The 17,093-nt window shown below is 30.4% G+C and carries 20 protein-coding genes; 17 read left to right on the forward strand and 3 right to left on the reverse strand.

Annotation, left to right across the window (positions count from 1 at the left end):
* Positions 1-17: 17 nt before the first annotated feature.
* Both CLMAG_RS27495 and CLMAG_RS27500 read left to right on the forward strand, forming a co-directional pair.
* The gene (locus CLMAG_RS27495) at positions 18-1,307 is read left to right on the forward strand and encodes a hypothetical protein (protein WP_066630361.1); all 1,290 of its coding nucleotides are present in this window, start codon (positions 18-20) and stop codon (positions 1,305-1,307) included.
* Positions 1,308-1,461: 154 nt separating this feature from the next.
* Positions 1,462-2,706 carry an AAA family ATPase gene (locus CLMAG_RS27500; protein ID WP_066630363.1) on the forward strand — a complete coding sequence of 415 codons (1,245 nt, stop codon included), beginning with the start codon at positions 1,462-1,464 and terminating at the stop codon, positions 2,704-2,706.
* A gap of 93 nt (positions 2,707-2,799) precedes the next feature.
* On the opposite strand, the gene CLMAG_RS27505 is transcribed toward CLMAG_RS27500, so the two are convergent.
* A complete protein-coding gene (locus tag CLMAG_RS27505) occupies positions 2,800-3,495 on the reverse strand; it encodes a MerR family transcriptional regulator (protein ID WP_066630367.1) in 696 nt (231 codons plus the stop codon).
* Positions 3,496-4,153: 658 nt separating this feature from the next.
* On the opposite strand from CLMAG_RS27505, the gene CLMAG_RS27510 reads away from it, so the two are divergent.
* The 4 genes from CLMAG_RS27510 (at position 4,154) to CLMAG_RS27525 (ending at position 7,560) form a co-directional block, all read left to right on the forward strand.
* Positions 4,154-4,678: a JAB domain-containing protein gene (locus tag CLMAG_RS27510; RefSeq protein WP_082832122.1), complete on the forward strand. Its 525-nt coding sequence runs from the start codon at positions 4,154-4,156 to the stop codon at positions 4,676-4,678.
* 178 nt (positions 4,679-4,856) lie between these two features.
* Entirely contained in the window at positions 4,857-6,479 is a 1,623-nt protein-coding gene (locus CLMAG_RS27515) for a hypothetical protein (protein ID WP_066630369.1), read from the forward strand.
* 64 nt (positions 6,480-6,543) lie between these two features.
* Entirely contained in the window at positions 6,544-6,831 is a 288-nt protein-coding gene (locus CLMAG_RS27520) for a hypothetical protein (RefSeq protein WP_066630372.1), read from the forward strand.
* A 72-nt stretch (positions 6,832-6,903) separates the two neighbouring features.
* On the forward strand, positions 6,904-7,560 hold the full coding sequence (locus CLMAG_RS27525; protein ID WP_066630374.1) for a hypothetical protein: 657 nt from the start codon (positions 6,904-6,906) through the stop codon (positions 7,558-7,560).
* 222 nt (positions 7,561-7,782) lie between these two features.
* Here CLMAG_RS27525 and CLMAG_RS27530 read toward each other — a convergent pair whose 3' ends face one another.
* Together CLMAG_RS27530 and CLMAG_RS27535 are read right to left on the reverse strand one after the other, a co-directional pair.
* On the reverse strand, positions 7,783-8,274 hold the full coding sequence (locus tag CLMAG_RS27530; RefSeq protein ID WP_066630376.1) for a hypothetical protein: 492 nt from the start codon (positions 8,272-8,274) through the stop codon (positions 7,783-7,785).
* Between the two features lie 25 nt (positions 8,275-8,299).
* The gene (locus tag CLMAG_RS27535; RefSeq protein WP_066630380.1) at positions 8,300-8,707 is read right to left on the reverse strand and encodes a hypothetical protein; all 408 of its coding nucleotides are present in this window, start codon (positions 8,705-8,707) and stop codon (positions 8,300-8,302) included.
* A gap of 218 nt (positions 8,708-8,925) precedes the next feature.
* On the opposite strand from CLMAG_RS27535, the gene CLMAG_RS27540 reads away from it, so the two are divergent.
* The 11 genes from CLMAG_RS27540 (at position 8,926) to CLMAG_RS27585 (ending at position 17,054) form a co-directional block, all read left to right on the forward strand.
* Positions 8,926-9,264, forward strand: a complete 339-nt coding sequence (locus CLMAG_RS27540; RefSeq protein ID WP_066630382.1) for a hypothetical protein — start codon at positions 8,926-8,928, stop codon at positions 9,262-9,264.
* A gap of 213 nt (positions 9,265-9,477) precedes the next feature.
* On the forward strand, positions 9,478-10,386 hold the full coding sequence (locus CLMAG_RS27545; protein WP_066630385.1) for a DUF3888 domain-containing protein: 909 nt from the start codon (positions 9,478-9,480) through the stop codon (positions 10,384-10,386).
* Positions 10,387-10,469: 83 nt separating this feature from the next.
* Positions 10,470-11,090 carry a hypothetical protein gene (locus CLMAG_RS27550; protein ID WP_066630387.1) on the forward strand — a complete coding sequence of 207 codons (621 nt, stop codon included), beginning with the start codon at positions 10,470-10,472 and terminating at the stop codon, positions 11,088-11,090.
* 140 nt (positions 11,091-11,230) lie between these two features.
* A complete protein-coding gene (locus CLMAG_RS27555; protein WP_066630388.1) occupies positions 11,231-11,434 on the forward strand; it encodes a hypothetical protein in 204 nt (67 codons plus the stop codon).
* A gap of 93 nt (positions 11,435-11,527) precedes the next feature.
* Positions 11,528-12,007: a hypothetical protein gene (locus CLMAG_RS27560; protein WP_066630390.1), complete on the forward strand. Its 480-nt coding sequence runs from the start codon at positions 11,528-11,530 to the stop codon at positions 12,005-12,007.
* A 117-nt stretch (positions 12,008-12,124) separates the two neighbouring features.
* Positions 12,125-12,559 carry a hypothetical protein gene (locus tag CLMAG_RS27565; RefSeq protein ID WP_066630391.1) on the forward strand — a complete coding sequence of 145 codons (435 nt, stop codon included), beginning with the start codon at positions 12,125-12,127 and terminating at the stop codon, positions 12,557-12,559.
* Positions 12,560-12,663: 104 nt separating this feature from the next.
* The gene (locus CLMAG_RS27570) at positions 12,664-12,897 is read left to right on the forward strand and encodes a hypothetical protein (protein WP_082832123.1); all 234 of its coding nucleotides are present in this window, start codon (positions 12,664-12,666) and stop codon (positions 12,895-12,897) included.
* A 410-nt stretch (positions 12,898-13,307) separates the two neighbouring features.
* Positions 13,308-14,417, forward strand: a complete 1,110-nt coding sequence (locus CLMAG_RS27575; RefSeq protein WP_066630393.1) for an FxLYD domain-containing protein — start codon at positions 13,308-13,310, stop codon at positions 14,415-14,417.
* Between the two features lie 155 nt (positions 14,418-14,572).
* A complete protein-coding gene (locus tag CLMAG_RS34525; protein ID WP_278331825.1) occupies positions 14,573-14,698 on the forward strand; it encodes a hypothetical protein in 126 nt (41 codons plus the stop codon).
* Between the two features lie 367 nt (positions 14,699-15,065).
* Positions 15,066-15,608, forward strand: a complete 543-nt coding sequence (locus CLMAG_RS27580; RefSeq protein ID WP_066630394.1) for a hypothetical protein — start codon at positions 15,066-15,068, stop codon at positions 15,606-15,608.
* Positions 15,609-15,818: 210 nt separating this feature from the next.
* Entirely contained in the window at positions 15,819-17,054 is a 1,236-nt protein-coding gene (locus tag CLMAG_RS27585; protein ID WP_082832124.1) for an RNA-guided endonuclease TnpB family protein, read from the forward strand.
* Positions 17,055-17,093 lie beyond the last annotated feature (39 nt).

The following is a 17,093-nucleotide window of genomic DNA, read 5'->3' on the forward strand; positions in this document are numbered from 1 at the left end:
GGTGGGAGAGATAGAAAGTGAAGTTAGATAGTATACGAAATAAGGTCTATGAAATACCAGTAAACATACCTCCTACTACTTCTCATAAATACATGGAGGTAATAGAGAAAGGATATGCCAAGTATTTAGAAACAATTGATCTATGTGGCAAGTTTATTATGTACAAGCAGTTTTACAAGCTTGTGGGATTATTTGAGCCTAATCTTAGTACAGATGAAAGCCGGGAGAGAACAGGCAGATTCATTATTAGAAAATTAGAGGCATTAGGATTCATTGCCTCAAGTAATATAAATAAAAATAAGTTTCTGTATTTAAAGAAGCCTGGATTCTCATTTGCAGTAGGGGATTATAAGAATCATTCAAGAATTAATCTATCAAGTGATTTGAAAAACGATAGATTCCAAATATCTATAATGAAGGTGGAGTACCTATTGGAGCATGGTGAGATTATCCATAGTTCTACAATGTTTAATCAATTAATGAATATAACAAATCACATCTATAATACCATAGTTAAAACTGGCAACAACTACGGATATTCTACTGAAGCTATTGAGAGAATTTTGGGGATGGAGGACTATCAGGAGATAATTGATTTGCTAGAAGAGAGCAGTGAATTTGAGTGCAGACTAGGCATAGTAAGAAGCATGTGGAAGGGTTTAGGTTCGCTATATAGAAAGTTGCTTTTACAAAGACAAACTGTTACACATAAACCAGAATATTATAAGCTCTTTGTAAAAAAAGATGGAGAGGTTATACTTCATTATATCCCTAATATCTTTATTTTTGATGTGGCTCACGATAAAAGATACTATAAGGACAAGGCTGCTAAGTTGTTCCATGCTTTCTATGGTATAGAAAAAAACAATTTAAGAGATGTACAGAAAGTATATATGACAGATGAAAACATGGGATACATTGGAGAACATCATATAGGATATAAATTAATTCTAATTGGAACTGATGAAGAAGTGTTAAATCAGAAGAAAGCAGTTATTGATGAAGATATCAATGTTTCAGCAACTTCTCCATTAATGGGATATACAAGTATAGTTCCTCTGCCAATAGGAAACTATATGTTACATGCCAGCCGAAAAGGGTCCGAATACCAAATAAAGCAGGATCAAATGATAGATAACTTAATTTTGAAGCAAATTACAAGGATTAGTGAAAGCTCTAAGCCAAAGAAAAAAGCCAAGGATATTTCTAAACAGCCAAAAGAGGTTGCAGAAGCTAATAATAGTACCATAGTTGAAACTAACACTACTGCAGCTCAAAGAATTTTAGGAATGGTGAGCGGTGATTAACTGAGGATTTAATTCCTCAGTTTTTTTATTATAATAATCCTTACAAAAGAAAACAAAAAAATATTTAATTTACTCTAAATAATTGTATTAATACTCTAAATCGTGGTATAATATAAGTATCAGTTATATTTATGTAATGGAGAGGGGAATCGATATGTCGAAGGTAATAACTAAAGAAGTTAAAAGTGCAGTTGCTAAACTAAATTCAATACAAGAAGAATTATCATCATATATAAAGGAAAAAGAAGAAGTTTTTAATGTAATAAAGCTGGCATTGGTTGCTAAAAGGAATAGTTTCTTTCTAGGGGCAACTGGTCAAGCAAAAACATATGTAGTTAAGGAGTTTATAAAGAGAATAGAAGGAGCAAAGTTTTATGAAACTCTAATGTCTAAACAGAAAGACGAGGATCAGCTCTTTGCAAGATTAGATATCGCAAAATATGCCCAGGGAACGGTTGATATAATAACTAAAGATAAATTACTAGAGGGGGATATATGTTTCCTTGATGAGCTGTTCAAGAGTGGAGATGCAATTTTGAACTCTTTATTAACCTATTTAAATGGTGAAGATGTGAATATAGAAGGTATTACAATACAGAATAAAGGGATTGCTACTTTTACTGCTTCAAATGAGATACCTGACTTTACAAAAGAGGAAGATAAGATATTAAAGCCCCTATATGATAGATTGCATTTAAAATTAGTTACTGAGTATATCAAGGAAAAGGATAACTTTAAGGATGCAGTAAGAGCTAAGAGGGCAAGGGTAGCCGCTGCTATGAACAATACTATGGACTTATCAGAGTTAAAGCTATTAAATGAAATGGTGTGGCAAGTGGAGGTTCCTGATTCAATTGATGATTTAGTTTGGGATATATGTAATAAAATATATGAGAAAACGGCTTATACCGTTTCTGATAGGAAAAAGCTTGAGTACAGTATACTAATTCAAGCTAATGCCCTTCTAAACAATAGAGATAAGGCTTTACCAGAGGATTTGGTAGTATTAAAGTATTATCTTTGGGAGAAAGTAGAAGATGCTCCGATTATCAATGATATTATAAACTCATGTATTAAAAATCCATTGAAAGATAAGATACTGGGTTTAAAATCAACTGCTACAGAAATTGTTGAAGAGGCAGTTAGAGAGGTTAGTAAACTTGGAGAAGGTGTTAAGGATAAAAAGACAAAAATGAAAGCCTTGAAAAAGGCTAAGAATGAGTTAATTCAACTTCATACCATGCTGGAGGAAACAGATCTTGAAGCTACTAGAGATGAGGATAAAAAATTAATTAAAGAAAACTTCAAATATTTTGAAGAGATATATGAGAAGTTAACAATTAGTTTCGGTTATACTTATAGACCATTAGCAGAAGAAAAAGAAATGACTGATATCTAAAGGTAGACGTTCTTCTTAAAATGCATCGTTAATAGGGCACAAATTGTGCCCTTCATTTTTTTAATCTTAATAGAGTTAGATTGTATTTGGAATTTAATCTTTTTTACCAAATAACCTTGCGAAAAAACTAGATTCTCTTTTTTTCTTTTTATTTACGTGCTTATCTACAGCTCTATCAATAGATTCATCAACCATAGTTAAAAGCTCATTGTGGCGTTGCTTTAGTTCATCGAAATCAACATAAAATTTATTAAGACTTGGCATAATATCTGTGGTATTATTTTTTACTTCTGAGACTTCATCAAGCAATTTAATAGAATTATCCTGTATATTAGCTAGTACTTCATAATTGCCTGAAAGTGTTTGGAGAATTTGTTGTGTAGCTTCATCAATTCTTTTGCTCACTAAATCATCAACGCTTTTACTGATTGAATTTGAAACCTCTGTTATGATTTTTTTTACGTTTTCATTAGACAAGGATAGTGAACTATATTCGTACTGCATATGTTCTTCTATAGATTTATCATCTAACACATCAATCATTTTTCTGCTTATGAGAACTTTTATTGCTTTATAGCTTGTTATTCCCCATTCCCGTATCTCAAAGACTTTCTTTAGCAGCTGAATATCCTTATCTGTAAACTCTCGGTTCATATAATCATCTCTTGTAATACTCAGATACTCGCCCAATTCTTTCTCAGCATATCTTAAGTTAGATTCAGTAATCCCTAGTTTTTCAGCCACCTGACTTGTTGTATATGTTTTTTCTCTTACTGCAACCTCAACCATTGTATTTCCCCCTTTATACAAAATTCCCAATACTCATATATTTACATTCGATTATTATCTCTTAAGACTTCTTATATACCTAATAAAACTTAATACCCTAATTCTATTTTACAATATATGGAATATTAGTCAATTAAATTTCATATATTGTAAGTTACTAATTATTAATAGTAACATAAGAAGTCTTAAAAGGGGGTTATTAATAAAGAAATAAAAAGGAATTATAAACGTAAGGTAAAATCATTGTTAAAAAAAGAGATTTTGCGATGAATAGGGTAAAATGTTCGTTGTAAATAAATAATCAGGGTGCTATAATTAAGGCATACAAACTTAATATATAATTACCCTTTTGGATTTATTTCTGATAGGTGATTTGAGCATTCATTGTTAAATTTATTTTTAACATGACGATTTTCGCAAATTAAGGATTTCTACAAATATAAAGTTAAAAGCAAATAGAAGGATTTTTCAAGCCAAGGATTTGAACAAGACTAGGATTTGAACAAAATAGAAGTTTAGTGCAAATTTAAGGATTTAACAAATAGAGAAGATTTATGCAAAGTCATATGGCGTTGTGTAAGTTTTCTCTATTTGTTTTTTTGTAACCTTTTTTAAGGTGATTTTAGCAAATTTCAAATTATTAGGAGGATTTCAGCAAATGAGTTATTTAGAAAATGTAGAACAGGTAAGTATTGAATTAACAGAAGGTAATAGCAATGAAGGTAAAAAGAAACAAACAGTTATTACAACATATTCACTTAAGATTGTAAAAGAATCTTCTGGTAAATATGATGTTAGCAAGAAAGTTTCAAAGCCTGCTGATGCAGCTGATATTTTTAGACAAGTGCTTGACATGGAGTACCTTGCTGAAGAAGTTTTAGCTATGGCAACACTTGACATTAAGAACAAAGTAATAGGTATATTTGAAGTTTCAAGGGGGAGCTTAAACTCTAGTATTGTGCATCCACGCGAAATTTTTAAACGTGCTTGTTTGCAAAATGCAGCATCAATCCTGTTAGCACACAATCATCCGTCTGGTGATCCAGCTCCTAGCAAGGAGGACATTAATATAACTGGCAGACTTAAGGAATGTGGCAAGCTTCTAGGAATTGAGTTATTGGATCATATTATACTAGGGGAGAATTCAAGATTTGTTTCCTTAAAAGAGAAAGGACTACTCTAAATAATAAGGATTTTAACAAATGTGAAAAGTAAAAATAATTTGAGGAGTATGCACCCAATTAGGTGTATGCTCTTTCTTTTTCGTTCAATATACTCTAAAAAGTTGTATTAATACTCGAAAGTATAGTATAATAGTATCATAGATAAATTGGTAAAGTATTAATAAGGAGTGAAAATACATGTTCAGCGTAGAAGAGATAATTCAGAGATATAAGCCTGCTGAAGCTAAAGAAGAAACTGGCAGTAAGCAGAATAAAGTTATAAACCATACAAGAATGGAACAACTAATTTTTAATGATAAGAAAAATAAAATAGATGAATCATATAAATCTTTTGACTACACGATTTCTGAAACTGAAAAGAAGGGGAATGAAAAACTTAGTAGCTTTGAACATATGAGCCAAGACCTTTTTAATATGTTTTATAAACTAGCACCAGAAATGAGGACAGAGGAAGAATTAACTGACAATGTAGCGAGATATAATAAAAAGATATTGGAGAGGGTAAGAGAAAATTCAGATTACCAACCACTGAAGCTTATTACTGAGGGTAAGGATTATGAGAGTATCGAGGGAACTAGGGAGTTTCTAAATAACCTATATAATAATCTAGATGATTTGATGAAAGATATAGGAGGGGATAAAGAAACTCAAAACCAAATTGATAAAACTAAGGAAGCTATAAAAAATAAAAGTGAACAATTAGAATCTGTAATTAGTATTTACAATAATATGAAAGCAAGCGGAAATAGTTCTGATGAAATTAAGGAAGTAGAACAAAAGGTACAGAGTTTATATAAGCAGATTGAGAGCATGGAGAAAAAGGTTAAAGATTGGGAAGATATTATACAAGGTAATGTCTATGCAAACAGGGAAGAAATAGACCAAAAGATAAATGAGGCAATGATAAAGGCATTAGAGAAAGTAAATGGAATAAAAGATGCTATAGATGCCTTTGGCAATGGAGCTGGCAACAATGATATGAATATTGAAGGAAAGAGTAGATTAATAAAAAGGGTTAATTCAAATAGTAAGTTTAAAGAAATGGCTAAAGTTATAGGTAAAATGAGAAGACTTGCTAAAAGTCAGTTAAATAGGGAGTTTATTCATGGAAGGGGAGAGAAGGTAGGAATTGAATATGGTAATAACCTTAGAAAGATACTAGCTTCTGAATTTTCTTTATTGGCTCAGAAAGAAACCAAACCTCTATTTTATAGAAAGTATTTTAATAAAAAGTTGAAACAGTATAGTGAAAAAACTACAGAGTTTAAAGGTAGGGGACATATAATTTGTTGCAGAGATGAATCTGGATCAACAGCCGGAGGTAGAGAGTTTTGGGCAAAAGCTATCAGCATAGCATTACTGGATGTAGCAGTTAAGGAAAAAAGAAAATATGCAGATATTCCTTTTGGATATAGGTTGGGAAAAGTTACAGAAGTAAATAGCTCCAACTATAACGAAAGTCTTGTACTAGATTTATGTAATAACTTTATGCATGATAGCGGAACCAATTTTACTAAACCACTAGAAAAAGCTATAGAGCTATTAGAAAGCAATGAGTATGATGGTGCAGATGTTGTATTTATAACGGACGGTCATGCAGAAGTAAGTGATTCTGTTATTGAGAGGTTGGAAAAGGTAAAGAAAACTAAAAAATCTAAGATAGTAGGGGTACTCCTAGATAGAGGTGGCAGGGGATATGTATCTCATAAAACTATAAAGAGATTTTGTGATAAAGTATATAAAACTTCTGATCTAACAGAAGAAGAAATTGCAAATAATTTACTAGGCTCAGTTATATAAATAATAGTTAGAACTAATAATGGAGGATGGGATAATCTAAAGATAATAATTAAAGGAGAAAGTTATGAAATTTTTTATTTATTTTTTAATTTTTGTTGTTTCCTATATAATATTTGATTGGATATTTAAGAAATCTGATATTCCTAAGAAGTTATTTGGAAAACCCCAAAAATTTAAATACGCTAGAACTATTCTGATTGTAATAACAGTTTTGATTATATTCTCTTTTTCATATGTAAAGCAAATTTTGAATGAGCAATACGGACAATATAACTATATAGTTAGTATAATAGGTGCATTTTTATGGTCCATATATGTGAATTTTACCCCAGTTATATTTAGAATAAAGTAATTAGGTCACAAGTGCAAGACAAAACGTAATAAAGTTTATTGATTTAACTTTTATGGAATTGGAGGAATAATAATGTCTCTTAAGAGAAATAAAGATGATAATATAAATAACAATTTTATAAGCATTGTTAGCAGAGTAGTAAAAATATACGATGATAAATGGGAGAAAAAATTCCAACGAACGATGCAACAATATGCTAAATTAGTGACTGCATGTGCCCATACATTTGAGGAGATAGAGCAATATTTTTTAGAGCAATGTGATGCGTTACCTCTACCATCTAATGATAGTCGTATAAAACTTTTCCAAGGATACGTGGTTATGGACAGTTCTAAAAATAGACCGGAAAATGGAGTACCTAGATTTTCTAATATGAAAGATGAAGAAATAGACAAATGGCATAAAAAAAGAAGCGCTATGTTTCTCGAGGCTGAGTGCGCTCCTCCTCAACAGTTTGGACTTAATATTCATGGATACTATTTACCTCATACAGAACGTAATAAAATTTTTTACGAGCAGGCTTATCAAGGAGATAATATATGTTTCTTATTTGAGGAAACTACGGGATATTATCAGTTTAGCTGTGCTGGATGTAGTCTTATGTATCAAGTAATAATTTTTATTGGTATAAGTGAGGAGGATATTGAAAAACATACTCAACGTTTCATAGGATATATCAATGCAATGATTAAAATGGGATATTTGACCAATTTGTTTGAAGAACGGTAAATTTTCATATTTAAGATTAGTTTATATTTGTAAATAATTACGGAATAAAGGAATCTATATTTTAACAAGGTAAGGTTATAATATTGCTGCTGAGGTGAAAATGTGTGATATGGCGGTGGTTTCAAAACTAATACTAAATTTTATATAACACAAGTAGCCAGTGGAAAGAGGCTTCCGCTGGCTGTTTTTATTAAGTAACACTTGATTTAATCAGTACTTAGTTTAACACAAAACTATTATTTTATAGGGTGTAGTCTGCGCAGGTAAGCTCTTTGTAGAAGCACCATAGATTACGATTAAATTACGATTTGAAGGTATTCTGGTAAAAGGTTGCCCGTTACGGATTGCTATTTGGGTGTAGGGAGCAAGGTTTAATTTGAGTGTACTGTCAGAGTTAACCAGTTGACTATCAAAAAATTCCACAGTCACATTTCTGAATTGCATATCCAATGCCATGACTATTGCTCGATATTGTGGGGGGAAAATAAAAGGAACAGCAGCACTAGCATCGTAAAATCCAGTTACTATATCTCCTGCTGACATAACCACATTATCTACAAAGTAGGTAGTTGGCTCTACAACAAAATTTACTATATTCCCTCTTCCATCTTCTACTGTGAAAATTTTATAGCATCCAAGGTCTTCCGGATTTGCACTAACCCAAAAATCATCAATCTTGGTGATAATACCATGAAAAGATAGGAATTTGTTCATTTTAGCCTCCATTTAAATTCGAGTTTTAAAAGCATTGAAAACTTCTTATATCTTTTAGGTCCATTCCAAAGTATATCCATCTATTTCCTCCCCATCGGAAACCAGAAATAGATCTTCGTCCCACAAAGGTAATCCACGCCCAAAAGCCATCCCCTCTTCTCGGCCAAATATATACAAATCTAAAGACACAAGGTTTAATTGCACCAGGGTCTATAGCAAAAGCTTCAGCGCCAAACTGCTGAGCTTGAGGTTCCTGTGGCGTAAAGCTTGGAGGTGCAGTAGGTGGTCCACTCTGAGGACCCTGTCGTCCTTGATAAAATCCTGGGGGCAGAACCATTTGTCTGTATGGGCAATTTAGAGGCAAGTCATAGGTATAGTTAGGATTATAAGAGATGCTATCATCATCTAGATACCTGAAGTCACCTGTATACATGAAATAAACTCCTTAATAGTAATAACAATATATTTTATGTTATTTATAAGTTTTTGCTACATATAGAATTAAGATAATGAGTGTGAAATTATACATTTAAATAGTTTGAGGAAAAAAAGGAATCCACTTAAAGAAAGTTAGCAGTAAACTCGTAGTATTCTTATGCAGCGTCATAGCAGTAAGATGTTGCGTGTTAACTGAAGAAAAGGAGAAGAAGCATGGATATTGATTGCTTAATGATGTTATGTATTGTAGAACTTCATAGAGGAAAGAGTATAAGGCTTGTAGATGGTATTCTTTCTGATGTTGCAGGAATAAACGATATTAGTAAAGATGATTTATTTTGTTATATACAAGAAAAAGTTGTTCCCAGTATAGGTATTAACGATTTGAGTTATAGCATTAACCGACTTGTTTCGTATGGGTATATAAGTATTAATGGTGGGAGATTATATCCTGCGATTTGGTTAATACACTATTTTATTGAGATTTTACAGTATGAAGATGATAATAAAAAAAGATTACAAATGTTATCTAAACGAATGAAGAATAAATAATAATCTTGTTACGCATTCTTCTCAATATAGCGATTTAATAGACGTGCACGGCGTCTATTTTTTATGTAATCAAATCTACAAGCTAACGTATATTCTAAAATTACTCATGAGATTTATGAAAGTATTATTATTGATACCATAAATAGATTCTATTTAATAATCGTTGACGATTTAAGAAATACTATTAAAAAGTTATTTGTGGAGGGCTTAGCTATGAAGAAAATAATAATTATAATACTAATGTCTATAAGTCTTGTATGCGATCAACTTCCTGTATATAACGCTTATGCACTTGAAAATAAACCGTTAAAAAATGAAAAATTTTACAAGCCTATTGAAAAATCTAGGGAAGAACTATATCAAGATATTTTCTTTTCTCTACTTTCACCATATATACAGAAATCAGTAGAAGATTATTATAAAAAATTTCTAACTGATATTCCTACAGTTGACCCTTGGAACATTGATATTTTAAGCGTTGAGAGACCTAATGGTTATCGTACATTCCTATTTGTTCTTAAAGTACAAGTAACCCCATATGTTGGACCGCATCTTGACGTAGGCGTTGATCATCTTACAATTACAATACATGGAACAGGTAACGTTGAAGTTAACAGGTTTGAACATATCAGAGACTCTGAATTACCACCGTATTATCAAAATATTATTAAAAAAAGTGTCACTTTAAATAATAAGTCTTTAGATTTTGAAAAAGCGATAAAACAAGGAAACGTTGTAGAAATTTCTTTTTTCAACGTATCATCAGCTAAAACACAATATTATACTGAAATTTACAATATCCATAAGCTCGATGACCTTATTAAGAATATTAAAGATAGAAAACCTACTAAAATTCGCATTGTTAAATATGCCCGTGAGCATGAGATTACATGGGTTAATAAATTGTATGATTTAGAGTATACTGGCGAGAAAATAATAGATACTGTATATGATGTGTATTCTAATCCCAATGCCTTTATCCCATCAACAATATACTATTTTGACCAGATAATAAAAAAGGATTATCCAAATGATATATGGTATGGAATTTGCACAAAAACTGATAAAGAGGATGACTGCGCTACTCTTATTAGTTTTAAAAAGAGTAGTGTAATTAATTAGAGAGTACGTAAATTCCTTTTAGTTTGAATTAAATCTGCTAATTATTGCAGAAACTATTGAAAGACAAGTAGAGGTAGATATGAATGTGTGTTTTAGCCAAATATGAGCCAGCATGTAATATAGGAAGATATAAATGGGACTATAAATTAGCAAAGGATTATCCAGCTTTAAAGAAACTAAACATGTATTTGATTGAGTTAGAGGATTTAGAAGAGTTTGTCGGTAAATATAATAAACATTACTATGTAATTGCACCATCATGGGCATTTAACAAAATTCGAAGGAAAATAAAAGAAAAAGAGTTCATTAAGAATAATTGGAATAGAATTAGCTTTTATAAAATCCAAGAAGAGCAAAAAGAACGATTTAAGCCTTTAGAAGATAGGAATAAGTCTTATTTTGCAAAGAAATTAACGGTAACGAATGACTATGTATTCATAAATAAGAATTTTAGGGATTGGCACAATCTTTATGTGATTGTATCGAAACATAAATTGAATATTGATGAAATTAATGATGTATTTTCTCAAATTTCTAATCTTGATTCGTCGGGTTCACTATGTGATTATTTAGTATTAAAAGACATTGGATTTATTAACTTGGAGATGTGTTTTTTTCACGAAGAGTTTAGTCACTTAGGTGAGCGTGAAGAGAACGGAGAGAAAATCTTGATGTATTATTGTCCATGGAGGCTAATAGAGTAACTTGTGTTTATAAAAAGCTTCGGTCCGGGATCTTCTTTATAGAGTCTATCAATAATAAATTTAGGATACTTAAATAATTGTAAATTAATCCGACTTTAATAAAAATTGCTTAATCCACAATAAAAGGAGTAGTTAAATAAATGAAAGGTATTATAAAAGTAATTATCTTATTTGTATCAGCAATAGTTCTTGTTGTGATTATTGCACATCCAATATCATTATCAAATGAATATGTAGAAATTGTATTTGGGGTTATAATAGTGGGTATGATTATTTCAGAATTATTAGTATTATTTGCTTCAAAACGTTCTAATTTAGTACCTAAGCTTTTCAGAAAAAAATAAAGCCTTTAATAAGGTAACACTATTCTTATATGGTAAACTATCGTAACGAACTATGTATTAAATACTAAATACTTGATTGGGGATAAAGATTGTATGAAGAAAATAACCAGAGATTTAAAAAAGCACTATAGGAGTGTTGAAAGGGATTTAAGAGATTTCAATGTAGATCTGTCTGAAGAATCGTGGTATGGAATGTGGCACATTCATTTAGATTGGGACGGAATAACTTCTGTGAGTGATAAGCATAGAAAAATTCACATTTTGTATTATCTCAAGATTTTCGAGAAAATTGATAAACAAACAAAGGAAAATAAAAGGAATTTTCAAACGTGGATATATTTAGATGGGTATGAGGGTGTTGATGATGCTCTGTACTTTCATACTGAAAATCCAGAAAGTGAGTTTCCTTATTGGTTAGATAGTATTGAATGGAATATAGAAATCCCACCTATACTTATAGGGTTATTGGATTTATCAAAGTTCAATATTGGTACACTTAAAGGTAAAGAAGAAAATGTGCATTCATACATCATTCAAAAAAAAGGATTAGGCTTGAAGATAAAGACAAGATAAATCTTAAACATCACAATCTTTCTGTTTTACCTAGTAACTGTAAATCTACGATAAATGAATATATGTAGATTTACAGTTACTAGGTAATACGTTATTTTTATGGAAGGAGACTATATTTTGTTTTATAAGGTTCAATATCTAATTCGGCTTTTCTCATATATTGCAGGTTTGATTTTTATACCATTGGAAGTAGTTGGACACTGGGGAAAGTGGAATATCATTAAAAATAGGTTTTGGTTTTCTAAAATAGTAAATAAATTTATAAGGGTAGCTGCAATTATCATTGCATTGGTGGTCGAAATATCATTGATTCCTGGAACTATTGATTATTGCAAAGACATACCTGCATTTCTAACAAAAAATTATAAAATGACCTCTGGAAGTATTTCAGATAGTCATGAAGAAGGTGGGCGAGCACATTATCAAGTTATTGTCGTAAACGGTGTATCACTAAAAGGTGGTGTATATTATAAAGATAGTCAAAAATATACTAAATACAAATTTTATTACTTGCCCAATACACATTGGATAATGAATTATGAGGGATATTAAAGAAATTACCCTATAAACATATAGATAGCAATATTCTTATGCAGCGTCATAGCAGTAATTTTTTGTGAAGTAAAAAAAGATTTGATATGATTGAGGGATTAATAGTGAAACATAAAAGAGATAGCGAACTTTATTTAAAAATGTATCCTGAATTTTTGAAGTGGATAAATGAGTGTCCTATATGTCACAGTAAAGGTTATAAGCCTGAAATGCCTGAACACATTGAAGGAGAATACTCTATTGCTGCATATAATATTCGGAAGTATTTTAAACCACTTGAAGTGGATGAAAATGGTCTTTGTTTACAATGTTCAAAAGGTTACAATAAAAAAAGATAAAGTGATTAAATAAAGTTAGTTCGCTTTCTTCTTAAATTGCCTATTAAAGGAATGGGTAACACTAGGTGTTTTTATATTATAAAAATAGAAGGGAGTGATAATAGTAGAAAGAGATGATACAAAAAGTTTGTAAAATGAAATCATGTTAAGCTAGTTCGTAAAAATTAGTTGCATGAAAAGACGGCAGTTGATACTACGTGCTTATAGGATTGATCTAAATAACGTAAAGTTATCTATTAAGGAAGTATATAAAAACAGAGATATAATGGGCATACATATTTAAAATATTGTAAGTCACACTTATGCAATTAAGGTTCCTTTAGGTTTTTATGACTTAATATAACATGGAATTCGTATTACTAATCAATATATAATTTAAATAAGAAGATATTTTAAGGAGGAACAATTATATGTTATGCTCAAACTGTGGAGCGGAAAACCCAGTAGAAAGTCTATTTTGTAATAAATGTGGTAATAAAATTGTAAGTGAGGAAATCAATAATATTGAAGTTAAAGAAGAAGTAGAAGCGGTAGCACCAATTGAAAGTGATCTACAGAATGGTGAGCACGTAATTGATATAACAAAACCTGTTATTGTTAGTGATGTTGATTCAGAAATTAAAGAAACTAAGGACAATTCCTTAAGAAAAGGTAGACAAGCTTCTAAAAAGTCTAAGTTAATTATCGGAAGTATAGTTGCATTATTAGTTATATCAGCAGGAGCATATGAGTATAAACAATATAGTGTAATTCAGCAGCAGAATGCAATTAAAACAGAAATAAAGAACAAATTAACTGAAGCAGAAGGTTATGCGAAAAATAAGGAGTATTATAAAGCTTCTAAGACATTACTTGCAGTAAAAGATAAATATAATATTACTGCTAATGATTATGATGGTTTGAGCAAGACTTTAGAGGATAAAAGAAATGAGTATATAGTGAATGACTACTACACTCAAGCATTAAAAGATATTGATACTAAAAATTACTCTGATTTAACCAGTAGGGTAGAATATTTAGTCAACTTTTACTCAGATAAGGAAAATATAGCAGGTTTATGCGAAAAAGTTGTTAAAATAATCGAAGAAAATAAAGGGGATGCGGGATTATCTCTCCTTTTAGACAAAATACAAAAAACTTACCCTAACAATGAGCATTATAAAGAGGTAAAGGAAAGCGTAGATGCTTATAGGCTAGCTAAATATGAAGCATCTAAATCATCTCAGGCAGCTTCAGCTCCAGCTCCAGTAAAGCCAGTTGGACCTTATGAAGTTACCGACATACACTGGTCTAATCAAAATGGCGTGCGTTATGCTATGGGAAATTTAAAGAATACATCTGGAAAAAGATATTCTTATGTACAGGTTAATATAAACTTATACGACGAAAATAATAACCAAGTTGGAAGTACAATAGACAACACTGCAAATTTAGAAGATGGTTTAACATGGATTTTCAAAGCAGTAGTTACAGAAAATAGTACAAGGCGATTTAAGATTATTTCAGTAGAATATTATTAAAAAAGAAGTAGAGTTGCTAGTAATGGCAATTCTATTTTATTTGTATAAAATATTTGACAGAAAGTAATTAGAATTGTATATTTTAAAATGTAGCACTATTTGTTAAGTATATTAGGGGAAGAAAAGAGAAGAATTTATATATTGGGGAGATTACGATGTTACAATATAAGATGATTTTAATTAATTATATAATAAGTTTTGCAGCAGGGTTTTTGTGTTGCTCTGTTGGAGTTGGATATGCTTTGAAAAATGGGTATTTAAAAATAAATAAAAAAGATTAAATTTTTAGAATGGAACTTAATAATAAGAATATAAAAGAAATACATGAGGCAGACTTAAGCATACCTCACGTATTTCTTTTTTTTATCGATAAAATATATTAATTTTGGTTATGTCTTATTTTAGTAACTTTTTATACTCTTAATTCTTATTGAACTTTTCTTTCTTAATTTCTTAATTAATTTCTGAGCTTCTTTTTTTTCTTTATCAGTGAGTGAACTCTTTCCAAACATCTACTTGTCCTCCTAAATAATATACCTAAGATTTTAACCAAAAGAAAAGATTTTATACAACATAGGCATATTTTAATGCTATTAGTCATATCCTTTAGTATTCAAAAGATAGAGGGAAAAAGGGGTTGAAATACTTATGAGTACATATACCTTGCCATTGAGAAATAAACTGCTTAACTTTATTGATACTTTAACAGTGTCGCTGGCAAATGAAGTTTCGCTAAGATTGATGATACCTACTAATATAGTCAATCGAACTGAAATGATTTGTGAATATATTTCTGATGAAATTGGAATGCACTTTAGGGTAGAGGACTTTATTATGGTTATTTACTTAGACTACATAAAAAATTCAATCAAAAAATATGATCCTATGCGGATTTATCGTGAGATTTCTGAATCCTATGGGTATAACGATAAAATAAAGATAGTTTGTGGTAATGAAACATATGTATATGATAAATTAGCTTGTGGAAGAACTGATATTGTTATCACTATGGACAAGAATGAGGCAAGAAAAGGGCAACTTCTTTTAAGAGAAATAGGAGATCTTTATGGTCGGAAAATTAGCTTGGATTTAATGATATCAACTTTATGGATAAACTTTATCGAAAGATATAAGAGGGGAGATACAGAAAAATCTCTTAAGTCTATATTAAAAATATTGAAAAGCTGCTAGAATGGGTGCTTGCACTCATTTTTTTATAGGGCTATGTTTTAGTTAAATACTAGAGCATAGCCCCAGTTTATATTCTGATAAAAATTACAATAAACAAACTTCTGATATTCTATCATAGAATGGCGTTGTTGGAGTATTGCAACTATTGTAGGAACAAAGGTTCTATAGTATAATTATACTTGACTAACAAGTATAAGGAGGTGTTTATCTTTGGGAAAAAGGCTAACTGTAAAACAAAAGAATGAGTTGTTGGAAGCTGAGGATAAACAAATCCTTAACTATGGAATAAGGATACATATAATGCCGAATGGAGAACAAGCAACTCAAATCCATAAAACTTTTGGATGTAGTAGATTTGTCTATAATAAGTATTTAGCGGATAGACAAGAATACTATAAAGTTAACAAGAAAACTTTATATGTAAATGACTATAAGAAAAATGTACTAAATCCTTTAAAGAAAACTGAAAAGTTTAGTTTTCTTAAAGAAGTAGATAAGTTTTCTTTAGAAAGCGCAGTGGAAAATGTAGAAATTGCTTATAAAAGGTTTTTTAATAAACAAAGTAAATATCCTAAGTTAAAAACTAAAAAAGACACTAAAAAAACTTATAGCACTTATTTTACTAATGATAATATTAAAATTAATTTAGATAGCCAAACTATTCAATTGCCAAAGCTAGGTGAAGTTAATTTTTCTATACCTAAAGGTAAAAATAAGGGTAAGTTTAACAACTTAGGTAGTCATAGTGTAAAAATAACTAAAGCTACTATTGGTCAAGTAGGGAGTAATTACTTTGTATCTCTATGTATAGAAGAAACTATATCTAAAATAAAACAGATAAATACTAAAGATATAGACTTAACTAAAGTTTGTGGTGTAGACTTAGGTCTAAAGCATTTAGCTATTGTTTCAAATGGTATAATCACTATAAAGTATGAGAATCATAAATATTTAACTAAATCTGAAAAAAGACTTAAAAATCTACAAAGAAGACTTTCTAAAATGATAAAAGGCTCTAAGAATTATGAAAAGATGAAACTTAAAATAAATGAACTGTACAGCTATACTGCTAATTGCAGAAAAGATTATGCCCATAAGTTAAGCCGAAAGATTGTTAACGAAAACCAAGTTGTAGTTTTGGAAGACTTAAATATTAAGGGTATGATTAAAAATAGAAAATTAGCAAAAGCAATAGCCGACACAGGTTGGTATCAACTTATCACATTTATAAAATATAAAGCAGAATGGGAAGGAAAAAAATTTATTCAAGTGGATAAATTTTTTGCTTCTAGTAAACTATGCAACGTCTGTGGTGATAAGAAGATAATGTTAACTTTAAATGAAAGAAAGTGGGTGTGCAGTTCTTGTCACACTGTCCATGATAGGGATGAAAATGCTTCATTAAACCTAAGAGCAGAAGGAATTAGGCTTTTAGAGGTAGCTTAATATAAAGTTTAGATTACTCAAAAGATAGAGTTATACTAA

The sequence above is a fragment of the Clostridium magnum DSM 2767 genome (genome assembly GCF_001623875.1).
GTDB classification, from domain to species: domain Bacteria; phylum Bacillota; class Clostridia; order Clostridiales; family Clostridiaceae; genus Clostridium_AM; species Clostridium_AM magnum.